Source organism: Vreelandella sp. DA03-1M (assembly GCF_055725665.1).
The window spans coordinates 1,787,358-1,801,192 of the sequence record NZ_CM146798.1 but is presented as its reverse complement, the minus strand read 5'-3'; the positions used below and the strand labels follow the sequence as shown (position 1 = coordinate 1,801,192).

General features: G+C 52.5%; 13 protein-coding genes. 2 read left to right on the top strand and 11 right to left on the bottom strand.

The window, feature by feature from the left end; all coding sequences use genetic code 11:
* Positions 1-15: 15 nt before the first annotated feature.
* Positions 16-672: a LysE family translocator gene (locus tag ACXUPB_RS08280; protein ID WP_472956195.1), complete on the bottom strand. Its 657-nt coding sequence runs from the start codon at positions 670-672 to the stop codon at positions 16-18.
* A gap of 135 nt (positions 673-807) precedes the next feature.
* Between ACXUPB_RS08280 and ACXUPB_RS08275 the strand changes: the two genes are divergently transcribed.
* On the top strand, positions 808-1,011 hold the full coding sequence (locus ACXUPB_RS08275; protein ID WP_007114660.1) for a cold-shock protein: 204 nt from the start codon (positions 808-810) through the stop codon (positions 1,009-1,011).
* Between the two features lie 80 nt (positions 1,012-1,091).
* Here the strand turns inward: ACXUPB_RS08275 and ACXUPB_RS08270 are convergent, their stop codons facing one another.
* The 4 genes from ACXUPB_RS08270 to ACXUPB_RS08255 all read right to left on the bottom strand — a co-directional run bounded on the left by ACXUPB_RS08270 (position 1,092) and on the right by ACXUPB_RS08255 (position 6,140).
* Complete coding sequence (locus tag ACXUPB_RS08270; protein ID WP_472956194.1) at positions 1,092-1,889, bottom strand: hypothetical protein; 798 nt, start codon at positions 1,887-1,889, stop codon at positions 1,092-1,094.
* 44 nt (positions 1,890-1,933) lie between these two features.
* The gene (gene yegS / locus ACXUPB_RS08265) at positions 1,934-2,893 is read right to left on the bottom strand and encodes a lipid kinase YegS (RefSeq protein WP_472956192.1); all 960 of its coding nucleotides are present in this window, start codon (positions 2,891-2,893) and stop codon (positions 1,934-1,936) included.
* A gap of 56 nt (positions 2,894-2,949) precedes the next feature.
* Complete coding sequence (pepN, locus tag ACXUPB_RS08260) at positions 2,950-5,580, bottom strand: aminopeptidase N (RefSeq protein WP_472956190.1); 2,631 nt, start codon at positions 5,578-5,580, stop codon at positions 2,950-2,952.
* A gap of 74 nt (positions 5,581-5,654) precedes the next feature.
* A complete protein-coding gene (locus ACXUPB_RS08255; RefSeq protein WP_035566403.1) occupies positions 5,655-6,140 on the bottom strand; it encodes a YajQ family cyclic di-GMP-binding protein in 486 nt (161 codons plus the stop codon).
* A 254-nt stretch (positions 6,141-6,394) separates the two neighbouring features.
* On the opposite strand from ACXUPB_RS08255, the gene cobO reads away from it, so the two are divergent.
* Positions 6,395-6,994: a cob(I)yrinic acid a,c-diamide adenosyltransferase gene (gene cobO / locus ACXUPB_RS08250; RefSeq protein ID WP_472956189.1), complete on the top strand. Its 600-nt coding sequence runs from the start codon at positions 6,395-6,397 to the stop codon at positions 6,992-6,994.
* Between the two features lie 83 nt (positions 6,995-7,077).
* Here the strand turns inward: cobO and ACXUPB_RS08245 are convergent, their stop codons facing one another.
* From ACXUPB_RS08245 to hfq, 6 genes are all read right to left on the bottom strand, one after another.
* The gene (locus tag ACXUPB_RS08245) at positions 7,078-8,373 is read right to left on the bottom strand and encodes an adenylosuccinate synthase (RefSeq protein ID WP_008958623.1); all 1,296 of its coding nucleotides are present in this window, start codon (positions 8,371-8,373) and stop codon (positions 7,078-7,080) included.
* Positions 8,373-9,569, bottom strand: a complete 1,197-nt coding sequence (locus ACXUPB_RS08240) for an ATP phosphoribosyltransferase regulatory subunit (RefSeq protein WP_179914799.1) — start codon at positions 9,567-9,569, stop codon at positions 8,373-8,375. Before ACXUPB_RS08240 ends, ACXUPB_RS08245 begins: the two co-directional genes overlap by 1 nt.
* 199 nt (positions 9,570-9,768) lie before the next feature.
* Positions 9,769-10,665: a protease modulator HflC gene (gene hflC, locus ACXUPB_RS08235; RefSeq protein WP_035566410.1), complete on the bottom strand. Its 897-nt coding sequence runs from the start codon at positions 10,663-10,665 to the stop codon at positions 9,769-9,771.
* Positions 10,666-11,940, bottom strand: coding sequence for an FtsH protease activity modulator HflK (gene hflK, locus ACXUPB_RS08230; RefSeq protein WP_035566412.1), 1,275 nt, complete (start codon positions 11,938-11,940; stop codon positions 10,666-10,668). It abuts the gene before it with no gap.
* A gap of 147 nt (positions 11,941-12,087) precedes the next feature.
* Positions 12,088-13,398: a ribosome rescue GTPase HflX gene (gene hflX / locus ACXUPB_RS08225; protein ID WP_035566413.1), complete on the bottom strand. Its 1,311-nt coding sequence runs from the start codon at positions 13,396-13,398 to the stop codon at positions 12,088-12,090.
* A gap of 37 nt (positions 13,399-13,435) precedes the next feature.
* Positions 13,436-13,684: an RNA chaperone Hfq gene (gene hfq / locus ACXUPB_RS08220; RefSeq protein ID WP_007114649.1), complete on the bottom strand. Its 249-nt coding sequence runs from the start codon at positions 13,682-13,684 to the stop codon at positions 13,436-13,438.
* Positions 13,685-13,835 lie beyond the last annotated feature (151 nt).

Genomic DNA, 13,835 nt, shown 5'->3' with positions numbered 1-13,835 from the left:
GCCTTGGCGCCCGGTCTAAACCGGGCGCTGAGTAAGCGCCAGTCGGATACCAAAGATAACCAACACGGTTCCCGTTGCAGCGTTCAAGGTTTGCGCAAAACGCGCATTGGCAAGCCATTTACCAGCACTCCCCACCATCATTACCACACTGATCTGCCAAATATTGGCAATAATGAAATGTACGCCTGCCAGCCAAAGTGATTTCAACAAAGCAGGATCGCCTGGAGCGATAAACTGAGGCAAAAACGCCATATAGAAGACTACCGTCTTAGGGTTCAACACATTAGAAAAAAAGCCCTCTTTGACTGGCTGCCAGCGAGAAACAGCAGGCGCCTCTTTTAGTACGCCATTAACGGGCAGCGGCTGCCCTCGCCGTGCTGCCAATAAACTGGTGACCCCCAACCAAATCAAATACCCCGCCCCCACCAGCTTCAACATATGAAACGCCCAGGCTGATTGCAGCAGAATAAGCGAGATGCCTAACGCAGAGATGGTGGCATGAATAAACAGCCCACAGCAGATAGCTACACTGGTAGTCACACCATCGCGAATGCCTCCGCGAGCCGTGTTACGGATGACTAGCAGCGTGTCGACTCCTGGGCTAATCGTGAGCAGCGTGATCGCCACCAGAAAGGAAATAAACTGCGCATCAACAAAACCCAACTGCATCATTTGTGCTTGCTCGCAAAGAAATAAAAAATCTTAGGTATGTGGCTGGACGACAGCCGCGTTTGCATCTAGAGTAATTGTAGCGGGTGGACAATTGAGTTGCCCGTTTGAATATTAAGCACGTTAAGGAAATAGAAAATGGCAACTGGCACAGTTAAGTGGTTCAACGATACTAAAGGCTTCGGCTTCATCTCTCCTGATGACGGCGGAGACGATCTGTTCGCCCACTTCTCCGAAATTCAAGCTGAAGGCTTCAAGACCCTGCAAGACGGTCAAAAAGTCAGCTTTGAAGTGACTCAGGGTAAAAAAGGCCTTCAGGCTTCCAACATCCGCCCAGCTTAATTGCTACCGGATGGACAAAGGCCCGCTAACGCGGGCCTTTTTTATGGCTGATTTTTAAGGCTCAGCTTAGCCGCAACTGTTTATTCCTCACGATTACGATTAGCTGATTGGCTATCTTCACTGGTATCAAGCTCATCCATCTCACTAGCGCCTATATCACTATCACTCGCGTCTGACTCGATCGCTGGGCCAGTCTCGGCCTCTCGACTCTCCAGTTCCTGAAACTGCTCTTCAAGACGCTGCTGCGCTTCCTCAAAGCGACGCTCTGTATCCTCAATCAAAGCCTCAACGTCGGTAGCTTCACGGTTATCTTCCAGCGGCGTTCGCTCTGGCAAGCTGTTGTCTTCGTCCCAGCTAGACGAAAAATCTTCATTTTCCATCGGCTCTAACGTGGGCGCCTGCTGCTCTACCTCTTGAAACTGCTCTTCAAGGCGTTTTTCCGCTTCTTCAAAGCGGCGTTCAGTTTCGGCAATCATCTCATCGACATCAGAACGGGTTGCTTCCCCCGGCATTGCGCTTTCCTCATTGAGCACATCGTCAGGGTCGGCTGCCAGCGTATCTTCTTCGGCCTCTACCGTCGCAGCATCAGCAGCAGAATTATCACCGTTTTGGCTGCCACTACCTTCACGTAGAGCTTCCGCTTGCTCAAGTTCTTCAGCGGCTTGCTGTGCCTCAATGTCATCCTCTACTTCTTCGGGGCTAGACATTTCTGCCGCGTTTTCAGCCGCTGCTGGGGACTCCTCTTCGCGCACTGCTTCATCATCCGTCACCTCAGAATTATCATCTGGTGTTACGGTGGGATCTTCCTGGGAGTCACCGCAGGCACTCAGCAGTAGAGCCATTGCGGCAACTGCAGGTATCCACACGCGATTTGCCATTAGATACTTCTCCTTTATAACGTTTAAAATCTGAGTCAAACCAGTTAAGGCCGGTTGCTGGAAGAGAGTAAGGGGCACTCCTCTGGTAACAGCACACGCAACGCTAGAGGCACTACTTCGGCACAAAAATGGTCATAACAGCGCGCCTCACCATCCAACGTTAATGGCCAGGGCGGATCACCCGCTGGTGTCGTCAGCGTTAGTTGAGTTGTGGTGAAATAGCGCACAAATCGCCCCTCAGCGGGAAAATTTTGCAGCTCGCTGATCAGCTTGCTCAGTTCTGTCACCGAACGAAAGTCCTTGACCAGAAGCACATCCAGACGACCATCATCAAGCTTGGCCCGTGGCCCCAGTACCTGCCCTCCACCTGATTGCCGGCCATTGCCTAGTGCTAGCAACAGTAGCGATGCACTCTCCTCTTTTTCATCCCAATGCAGCGTGCCGCGATAGCTACGGTGTCGCCATGCTTTGAGCGCGCCCATCAGTGAATACGCGCCGCCCCCCAATAGTCGCTTTAGGGTTTTCGGCGTTGATGAGGTAATTTCAGCGCCAAATCCCCCGGTCGTCATATTGATATAGTAGCTGGTTGCGGACTCACCACCCGCACCAGCCGTCACACGCACAACGTCAATGGGGTAGGCACTTAACGCTCTTGCGGCGGCTAAAGCAGGGCCTGGCTCTAATGGCAAACCAACTGAAGTGGCAAAATCATTGGCACTACCTAATGGCACGATACCTAATGTCGGCCGACGGTCATGGGGCAAACGCATCAGCCCGTTCATGACTTCGCTAACCGTGCCATCGCCACCGCAGGCAATCACATGCGTAATACCCATGGTGTCAGATAGCTCAGCAATATCAGCAGCGTCGCCCCCTTCCCAGGTAGCTCGAACAGTAATTTGCATCCCTGCTTGGCGTTGTTCATTGACTGCTTCACGCAATGCCGGATTACCGGCAGATTTACCATTAATAATAAGTAAATAGTGTTGCTGCGAATCTGTCACCGTTGTTGTTCCTTTCCTTGGTTAACTGCTTTTGCCCACTATGCTTCTACCTGTACCTATGCCAATGCTTTCTCGACCACCTCATACACATTTGAAGACAGCGGCTGTTGCTTAATACGCTCTAACTGCGACCGCATTAATGCTTGGCGGGTTTCATCAAAACGCTGCCAGCGCGTTAGCGGCGTGATAAGCCGCGCGGCAATTTCTGGATTAAGCCGGTTGAGCTCAATCACCACATCGGCCAGCAGCTGGTAGCCTTGACCATCTAAGCGGTGGAAATTGACTCGGTTCTGGGCAAATGCCCCAATGAGGGCACGCACTTTGTTGGGATTTTTAAGTGAAAAAGCAGGATGTTGCATCAGGTACTTCACGCGCTCAAGCACATCTTCCTGCGGGCGTGAGACTTGAATGGTAAACCACTGATCCATCACTAAGGGGTCATGAGCCCATTTTTCGCCAAATGATTTCAATGCTGGTGAGGCCAAATCATTGCGATCGCTGTGCACCAGTAACGTCAGCGCTTGACGCACATCGGTCATATTATGATCAGCGGAAAATTGCGCTTCACATAGTGCTAAACCTTGCTCATCTTCGATCGACATGAGATAGGAGAGCGCCACATTTTTCAGACTACGTTGGGCAATTTGCTCAGGCGTCGGTGCGTAGGGCTCCTCTGTCACATTGGCCTCATAGACCGCCATAAACTCTTCGCGTAGGGCTAACGCCAGCGACTGGCGCACAAATTCACGTGCCGCGTGTATGGCGTCGACATCCACAATAGGCTGCTGCTCCGCTATATACGCTTCTGAAGGAAGTGTCAGCATTTCAGCTAATACCGCCTTATCGCTCATTGGGCCGTTCAGAAGTGTTTTAAAGGCATCAACAACACGGCTGTCCATCACCTTCTCGACACTGTTACGGTGGGCAGCAATTAAGTCATCCAACGCCAAGAGCGCCAAGCGCTGGCCAGCATCCCAGCGGTTGAAGCCATCGCTGTCGTGGGTCAACAAAAAGGCAAGATCTTCTCGTGAATAGGGGAAGTGCAACTTAACGGGCGCTGAAAATTCACGCAGTAAAGACGGCACCGGCGCTTCAGCGACATCAGTAAAGGCAAAGGTCTGCTCATCATCACGCAGGTGAATAACGGCATCTTTGCCTATTTTTTCGCCATTGAGGGTTAATGTTAGGTCTTGGCCTGATTTTGTACCGACTAACCCCATACGTACTGGAATATGCAGCGGCAGTTTATCCGGTTGGCCTGGTGTCGCGGGCGTGCGCTGACGCAACGTTAAATGATATTCGCCATGCACATAGTCATACTCGCCGTGAGCATCAATATCCGGCGTACCTGCCTGGGAGTACCAACGCATAAACTGGCTTAACTCTTCGCCGGAAGTTTCCGCCATGCAGCCTACAAAGTCTTCAATCGTCACCGCTTGGCCATCGAATCGCTCAAAGTAAAGATCTGAGCCGCGACGGAAATTCTCTTCCCCCACTAAATTACGCAGCATGCGTACAACTTCTGCCCCCTTCTCATAAATAGTCAGGGTGTAGAAGTTGGTAATTTCAATAAAGTGGTCTGGGCGAATCGGATGCGCCGTAGGACCAGCATCTTCGGCAAACTGTGCCGTGCGGAAAAAGGAGACATCCTGGATGCGCTTAACCGGTGCAGAATTAGTATCCGCCGAGAAGCTCTGATCACGGAAGACCGTAAAGCCCTCTTTCAGCGAAAGCTGGAACCAGTCGCGACAGGTGACACGGTTGCCCGACCAGTTATGAAAGTATTCGTGGGCAACGATGCCTTCAACATTCTGAAAGGCGGCATCGGTAGCGGTATGGGGATGCGTCAGCACCGCGGCGGAGTTAAAGATATTAAGCCCTTTATTTTCCATCGCCCCCATATTGAAATCATTGACGGCCACGATCATAAATAGATCCAGATCGTACTCACGACCGTACGCCTGCTCATCCCACTCCATGGCCCGTTTCAACGAGGCCATAGCATGTTCAGTTTTATCCAGGTTCTCTTGCTCCACCCAAATTTGCAGCTTGACCTCGCGCCCGCTCATGGTGGTGAAGTGGTCTTCTACGCGATGCAGGTTGCCTGCCACTAGAGCGAATAGGTAACAGGGCTTGGGATGCGGATCTTCCCAGGTGACGAAATGACGACCGCCTTCCAGCTCGCCGCGCTCTAACGGGTTACCGTTAGCCAGTAATATTGGTTCACGCTGCTGATCGCCGATCACCGTGACCTTGAAGGTCGCCATGACATCGGGGCGGTCGGGGTAAAAGGTAATACGTCGAAAGCCTTCAGCTTCGCACTGGGTGCAGTACATAGCGTTGGACTGATATAGCCCCTCTAACGCCGTGTTCTCTTGCGGTGCGATCTCTACCTCACTCTCCAACACAAACCGCTCTGGAACATTGGCAATACTTAGGGTCTCTGCATCTACTTGATACGCGGATTCATTCAGCGGCGTTGCATCAATTGACAAGGAGATGAGCTTTAAATGTTCGCCGTTTAATACCAGCGGCGCATTCGCGTCAGCCTTCGCATGTCGCTCCATCAACAGTCGCGCTTTCACACGGGTCGCGGCGGGGTCAAGATCAAACGTCAGCTCGGTATGAGTTACCCGGTAAGCGGGTGGCTGGTAGTCGCTTAAATAAACCGGCTGCGGATCAGACATAGTGCGTGACTCCTGTATAAAACGAATATTTATATAGTTAACACCGGGTGACGGCGGCGAGTGGCGCTGCCCTGCTAGTCGCGGAAGTTATCAAACTGGAGCGGCAAATCCGGCCCTTCTTCGCCCCGCAGCAGCGTCATAACAGCTTGTAAATCGTCGCGCTTTTTGCCCGTTACCCGCACCTTCTCACCCTGAATTTGTGCCTGTACTTTGAGCTTGCTAGCTTTGATGCGCTTAACCACATCTTTGGCTTCCGCCGCATCGAGCCCTTCTTTTAAAGCGACTTCCTGGCGCGCTTTCACGCCAGAGAGCACCGGGTCTTGAACGTCCATACAGCGGGCATCGATGCCACGGGCGATAAGACGGGCTCGCAGCACATCAAGCATTTGCTTAAGCTGGAAATCAACTTCCGCCTCTAGCTGCACTTTGTCGCCTTCCAAAGTGAAGCTTGCATCGACGCCTTTAAAATCAAAACGCGACTGCACTTCGCGGTTGGCTTGATCAACGGCGTTAGCACCTTCGTGCTTATCGAACTCTGAGACAATATCAAATGAAGGCATGATGTAATTCCTGACAAGACATGACCACCTATTCTAGAGCAGCCAGCCCCCTAGGGGCCAATTCTGTTGTTTATCTCTTGTTCTTTTCGGTGTTAAAGCTTGTTTTATTGAACCAAAACTTGATTATTGCCCACCCAAATCTATACAAAAGTTATCCTTCAAGCCCTTCAAAAAGATGTTCAACCCCTGTTAGATGACTTAGGCTAGCGCGACAAGCTTCTTGCCATCTTAAAAAACGTTACCCAGGAGACATCATGAGTGACCGCGAGACCCGCCATAAAGCCTCCATGCAGAAGTTGAAAGCACGCGTAGATGAGAAAGTCGCCAGTGCCGACGAACAGCGCGGCCTAATCATTGTTAATACCGGTAACGGCAAAGGCAAAACCACCGCAGCCTGGGGGACGGTCACCCGTGCCTTGGGTTATGGCTATAAAGTTGGCGTGGTGCAGTTTATTAAAGGTCTCTGGGAGTGCGGCGAACGTAACCGTCTAGAGGAAGACACCAATCTTGAGGTGGCGATAATGGCCACCGGCTTTACCTGGGACACCCAGAATCGCCAAGCGGATACAGAGGCGTGCCACGCAGTATGGAAAGACGCCGAGCGTATGCTAGCGGACCCAGAGATCTATCTGGTGGTGCTTGATGAAATTACCTATATGCTCAAGTTTGGTTACTTGGACATTGAAACCGTTAAACAAGCGCTGGAGAAACGCCCGATGGAACAGACGGTGATTATTACGGGAAGAAATGCCCATCGCGAGCTAGTCGCCATGGCCGATACGGTGACCGAAATGCAGGAAGTTCGTCATGCCTTCAATAACGGCTTACAAGCGCGCCGTGGCATCGACTTTTAAATATAAGCTGATACATACAGAAAAGGGGCAACTCCGTTGCCCCTTTTGCTCATCTGCTCATTAATAGCCAGCTTGAACCGTTATTAACTATCGAACGGGTTACGCAGCACGATGGTTTCCATACGGTCTGGACCAGTAGAAATGATGTCAATACTCGTACCCACCTGCTCTTCGAGGAAGCTGATGTAGGCGCGGGCATTGGCAGGCAAATCTTCGACCCGTTTAGCGCCCAACGTGGACTCTTTCCAGCCTGGTAAATCCTGATAAAGCGGTTCGACAGCTTCATAGCCTTCCGAATCCACAGGATTATCCAGCACGTCGCCATCTTTACTGCGATAGCCAACGCAGACGCGGATATTTTCCAGTCCATCCAGTACATCCAGCTTGGTCAAGCAGATGCCAGAGACCGAGTTGATCTGCACCGCGTGACGCAGTGCTACGGCGTCAAACCAACCGCAGCGTCGTGCACGGCCAGTAGTGGCACCAAACTCATGGCCACGCTCGGCGAGGTGGCGGCCATCAACGTCAAATAGCTCAGTGGGGAATGGGCCTGAACCCACGCGAGTGGTATATGCCTTGGTAATACCCAGCACGTAATCCAAATAGAGCGGACCGACGCCAGAACCAGTGGCGGTGCCGCCTGCAGTGGTGTTCGAGCTGGTGACGTAAGGGTAAGTACCATGGTCGATATCCAGCAGCGAGCCTTGAGCACCTTCAAATAGGATGTTCTCACCGGCTTTACGCAGGTCGTGCACCATGCTGACGGTGTCGCAGACCATTGGGCGAAGCTCTTCCGCCATTTGCATCGCGGTATCCAGCACTTCCTGGAAGTCGACTGCCGGTTCGCCGTGGTAATTCACCAACACGAAGTTATGGTAGTCGAGCACTTCACCCAGCTTGGAAGCAAAGCGCTCGCGATGAAGCATATCGCCTAAGCGCAGGCCACGGCGTGCCACTTTATCTTCGTAGGCGGGACCAATGCCCCGGCCGGTGGTGCCAATTTTAGCGATACCACGGGCCTTTTCACGGGCCTGATCCAGGCGCACATGATAAGGCAGGATCAGCGGGCAAGCGGGTGAAAGACGCAGGCGCTCACGCACCGGTACGCCTTTAGCTTCCAGCTCACGGATCTCTTTGATCAGCGCTTCCGGGGAAAGCACCACGCCATTACCAATCACGCAGGTTTTGCCTGGACGCAAAACGCCGGAAGGAATCAGGTGAAGAACGGTTTTTTCACCGTCAATGACCAGCGTATGGCCAGCATTGTGACCACCTTGGAAACGCACCACGGCGGATGCTGATTCAGTCAACAGGTCAACAATCTTACCTTTGCCCTCGTCACCCCATTGGGTGCCCAGCACTACGACATTCTTACCCATTATGATGCACTCGTCTCTTGTGTCAGGGCCGTTGGCTGCCAACGACCATTGATAAGCTCAAGACGGCGGTCACATTCATGCTCCGCCGGCCCAGTACGCTGCCCAGGCAGCGCTTGAATCACGCGTTCCCCTTGCTCACGCAGTGCAACAATGGCAGCGTTGAGCGACTCATCCTGCTGGGCGGGTGCCCAAATACTACCGCAACTCGGGGCAGCCAGCGCCAACGACGCCAGTTGTTTAAGATCCATCGAGAAACCGGTAGCGGGGCGAGCGCGACCAAAGGCACGCCCTGTATCGTCATAACGCCCGCCTTTAGCAAGCGCATGCCCATAGCCCGGCACGTAGGCGGCAAACATCATACCGGTATGGTATTGATAGCCACGCAACTCAGCCAAGTCAAAGTAGAGCGACACATCAAAGCGTGCCAGTACGCCTTGATAGAGCGCATCCAACTGATCCAATGCCGCCGTGACCGAGGCTGGAGCGCCGGCAAAACGCTCGCGCGCCTGGCTTAGAATATCCGCCCCGCCATGCAGCTCACCAAGCGCCAACAGCATATCCGCTAATGCCGGATCACTAACACTAGCGTCTACAAGCTGTGCTAATTGGGTAGGCGATTTGAGCGCCAACGCTTCAAATAGCGCGCTTTCCTGCTCATCGCTGAGCACTGCTGCTTCAACTAGGCTGCGGTAAATACCGATGTGCCCAAGCGCTAGGTGGATCTCCTGAGCGCCGGCCGCTTTCATACTGGCCAGCGCCAAGTGAATAATTTCACTGTCAGCCTCAAGCCCAGCATGGCCAAACAGTTCAGCACCTACCTGCACGGGACTACGCCCGCCTTGGTGCTGATCCGCCTTTGCACGCAATACGTTGGTGCAATAACAAAGGCGCACTGGCCCCTGTCGCTTAAGCGAATGGGCATCCATGCGCGCCACTTGCGGCGTTACGTCAGCGGAGGCGCCCATCATGCGGCCGGTTAGCTGGTCGGTCAGCTTAAAAGTCTGTAGATCGAGATCTGTACCCGTACCTGTTAACAAGGAGTCCAGAAACTCAACCGGCGGCGGCATTACTTGGTCATAGCCCCAGCAATGGTAAAGATCGAGCAGCGCGCGGCGCAGCTCTTCCATGCGGCTTGCCTGAGGCGGAAGTACCTCATCCATGCCGTCGGGCAGTAGCCAGCGGTCAGCGATGGTCATGTGAACAATCCTGCAAGACGATGAAGGCCCAACAAACTCAAGCAGTAACGAAGCAATATGATTGCCGACGCCAGCGTTAAATGAGGGCCACAAAAAAACCGGGCGACGCCCGGTTGATAAATTCTATCACGTTTATTGGCCGGATAAACCCCGCCAAGCCCTATGAATGACGAGACGAGGAATACCGGTCAAACGCTACTTACTCACTGTCGCTGTCGCTTCCTTTCGGCTCTGGGTTACGCAAATAGCGGAAGAAATCGCTATTTGGCTCCAGCACCATCAGATTGCCATCGTCAGCAAAGCTTTCGCGATAAGCTTCTAGGCTGCGCCAGAAGGAAAAGAACTCCTGATCCTGACCATACGCTTCAGAGAAGATCGCAGCCGCCTGGGCATCACCTTCACCGCGCAGGGTTTCTGAGCGCTCATTGGCTTGCGCAAGCAACACCTGGCGGCGGCGATCTGCATTGGCCCGAATACGCTCAGCCTCTTCCTGACCTTGAGCACGCCACTCGCGAGCTTCACGCTCACGCTCGGAACGCATACGTTCAAAAACAGCTGCCGAGACGTCTTCAGGCAGGTCGATCCGCTTAATACGAATATCGCGGATAGCTACACCTAATTCCTCACGCATCAACTCGTCGAGTTCGGCGGTGGGGCCTGTCATCAGATCATCACGTCGCTCGGCAATAATCTCTTGCAGGTTCAAACGACCAAACTCATTACGCAGGCTTTCATCCACACGCGGTTGAATCAGGCGAATAGCCATCAGCTCATCGCCAGCCGTCGCCTCGTAGTAGCGCGTTGGGTTAATAACTTGCCACTTAACGTAGGAGTCAACGATCACCGCTTTCTGCTCAAGCGTCAGATAACGGCTAGTATCGGTATCCAGCGTTAGCAAACGCGTATCAAACTTACGAATCGTTTGCGCGATCGGCACTTTTGCGTGCAAACCAGGCTGAATATTCTCTTCGATGACTTCACCAAAACGCAGCTTAACGGCGCGTTCAGTTTCGTCTACCACGTACAGAGTGTTGCTCGCCAGCCACGCAACGGCAGCCAGACCACCAACGATTAGCAGGGATCGATTATTAATCATTTAACGGCCCTCCCTGCGGATGGAGCTACTATTGGTATTCGATGATGAACTGCCCTGGGTGCTACGCAAACGCTCCAACACATCAGGGTCTAACGAGTCATCACTGTTGTTCGCACTATCGCTCGACGATGAATTGCTGCGATTGCCACTAGTACCGCCGCGCATTTGATCCAGCGGGAGATACATTAAGGGGGCGTTTTCGCTCACATCCAGCAGTACTTTCGGCGAATTACTAAACACTTCTTCCATTGTGTCTAGATACATACGCTCGCGCATGATATCCGGCGCATTACCGTACTCGGAGAGTAGCGAGTTAAAGCGGTTGGCTTGACCCTGCGCTTCAGCCACTACCGACTCACGGTAACCCTGGCCCTGCTCAACCACACGCTGGGCCTGACCCTGGGCAGCAGGGATAATCGCATTGGCGTAAGCCATACCTTCGTTGATCGTACGCTGACGATCTTCACGGGCACGGATAACGTCATCAAAGGCATCAATTACCGGCGCAGGCGCAGATGTCGACTCAATGTTGATGGTTTGCAAACGAATACCAGCACCATAGTTATCAAGATAGGACTGCAGGCGACTAGAGACAGAGCTGCCCAGGATCTCACGACCCGAGGTCAGAATATCGATCATATCAGTACCGCCCACCACGTGACGCAGCGCCGAATCCAACGCATTCTCGATTGAGATAGCGGGATCACGCACGTTTAGAACGAAATCACGGGGATTAGCAACTTGGTACTGTGCTGAAATTTCAACTTCAACAATGTTTTCATCGCGGGTCAGCATGGACTGCGTTTGTGTCAATGAGCGAACGCGGGTCACATTCACCATCCGCACCTCGTCAATCAATGGCGGATTCCACTGCAGGCCGGGCTCTACTATGCCCTGGAATTCGCCAAAACGAAGCACAACACCACGCTCGGATTGGTCGACTAGGTAAAAACCCATCGCAGCCCAAATCGCCAGCGCAACAATAATCAGTAAGCCAGGCAAAGCGAAAGGGTTACGGCTTTTACCGCCACCGCCACCACCATCGCTTTTTTTGCTGCCGCCTTTTTTACCGCCACCCAGCATACTGTTGAGCTTATCCTGAAATTTTTTCAGCGCTTCATCCAGATCAGGAGGGCCTTGGTTGTTACCTCCTTTATTGCCGTTGTTGCCACCATTATTACTGCCACGGTTTCCATCATTATCATTTCCACCGCGTCGGCCGCCACTACTCCAAGGGTCGTGCTGGTTGCCACCACCAGGCTCATTCCAGGCCATACTTCGTCTCCACTAAGGTATTCGCTAACGCAAATGCCAACGTTTTAAACGATAGCATCGCGTTTTGATATTATTGCTCTATAAACCTTGTACCATTTTTATACAAAGCAGAATACAAGCAGCGCTTTAAGATTCGTAATAAGCAGCCTACCACTCATCGGATTCACGTAATGCTACCGGTAAATAAGTATTGGCACGCTCGCCTAACTGAGCCATCAACTGATTAAAATCGCGCCGCGGCAAGCGCACATCCAGCACCGAATGTCCCTGCTCATCAAAAGCTTCCTCACGAACTGCATTCAGTTCGTGAAGACCAGCACGCAGCTTACCTTGCTCAGGATTAAGTGTCAGCGAGAAGCCAATCACATCGTTTGCTAAGCGTTCAGTCAGTGCTTCATGAAGCAATTCTAGCCCCTGGCCCTGCTGCGCTGAGAGCCAAACCACCTCTGGCACACCATGACCATCACGTTCAATACGCGGCACGCTGTCGAGCTTATCAATTTTATTCATGACTTTGAGCACTGGCACATCATCTGCACCAATCTCTTTTAGCACTAGCTCCACCTGCTCCACATTTAATTCGCGGTCAGGATCTGCTGCATCAATCACGTGTACCAGCAACGACGCTTCTGAAGCCTCTTGAAGGGTTGCTTGAAACGCCTCAACCAGCTTGTGCGGTAAATGACGGATAAACCCGACGGTGTCCGCCATTACCACAGGTCCGACGTCTTCAATTTCAAGCCGCCGAAGCGTTGGGTCTAGTGTGGCAAACAGCTGATCAGCGGCATAAACATCAGAGTTAGTTAACGCGTTGAACAACGTCGATTTACCCGCGTTGGTATAGCCCACCAGCGATACACTGTGGATTTCAGCGCGAGCACGGGCGCGACGATTCTGGTCGCGCTGGCTGCGCACTTTATCCAGCCGCTTGTGAATCGATTTAATCCGTCCACGCAGCAGGCGTCGGTCGGTTTCAAGCTGAGTTTCGCCCGGGCCGCGCAGGCCAATCCCGCCTTTTTGGCGCTCAAGGTGCGTCCACCCGCGCACTAGGCGAGTCGACATATATTCAAGCTGAGCAAGCTCTACTTGCAGCTTACCTTCATGCGTTCTCGCCCGCTGCGCAAAAATATCGAGAATAAGACCGGTACGGTCAAGCACTCGGCACTTGAGCTCTTGCTCAACATTGCGCTCTTGAGAGGGACTTAAGCTGTGATTGAAGATCACCAATTCTGCCGCGTGAGCCGCGAGCAGTGCCCGCAACTCTTCCAGCTTTCCTGACCCAATAAATGTACGTGAGTCAGGCCGGTGGCGGCTGGCAGTGAGTAGAGTCGCAGGCTCTGCACCCGCAGAGCGCACGAGCTCTAGAAACTCACCCGGGTCTTCACGTTTTTGCTCATCATGGAAATCGACATGAACAAGAACTGCCGTTTCACCGGCGTCTGGGCGTTCGAAAAACAATCAATACCTCGTGGAATCTCTTGCTTATCCAGCAGTGTTAAATCTCCGCGTCTTGCTCTGCCGGGTCTTGCGCAGGCAAGCGTACGTTACGAGACGGAACCACCGTAGAAATAGCGTGTTTATAAACCATCTGACTGACGGTATTGCGCAACAAGATAACAAACTGGTCAAACGATTCGATCTGGCCCTGAAGCTTAATGCCGTTGACCAAAAAGATGGAGACCGGAATGCGCTCTTTGCGCAGAATGTTCAAGTACGGGTCTTGAAGGGACTGCCCTTTGGACATGTTGCTCTCCCTAAAACTGTCGTTGGGGTTAATTATCAAATGGCGTGCCCTACTAGTGCTACGCCGCAATCTTTTTGCCCGAAAGGCCTAATGTTGTCGAAAAGGCCAAGTGGCCATTCGAAAACATACGCTTACTAAATTACTATCTTGA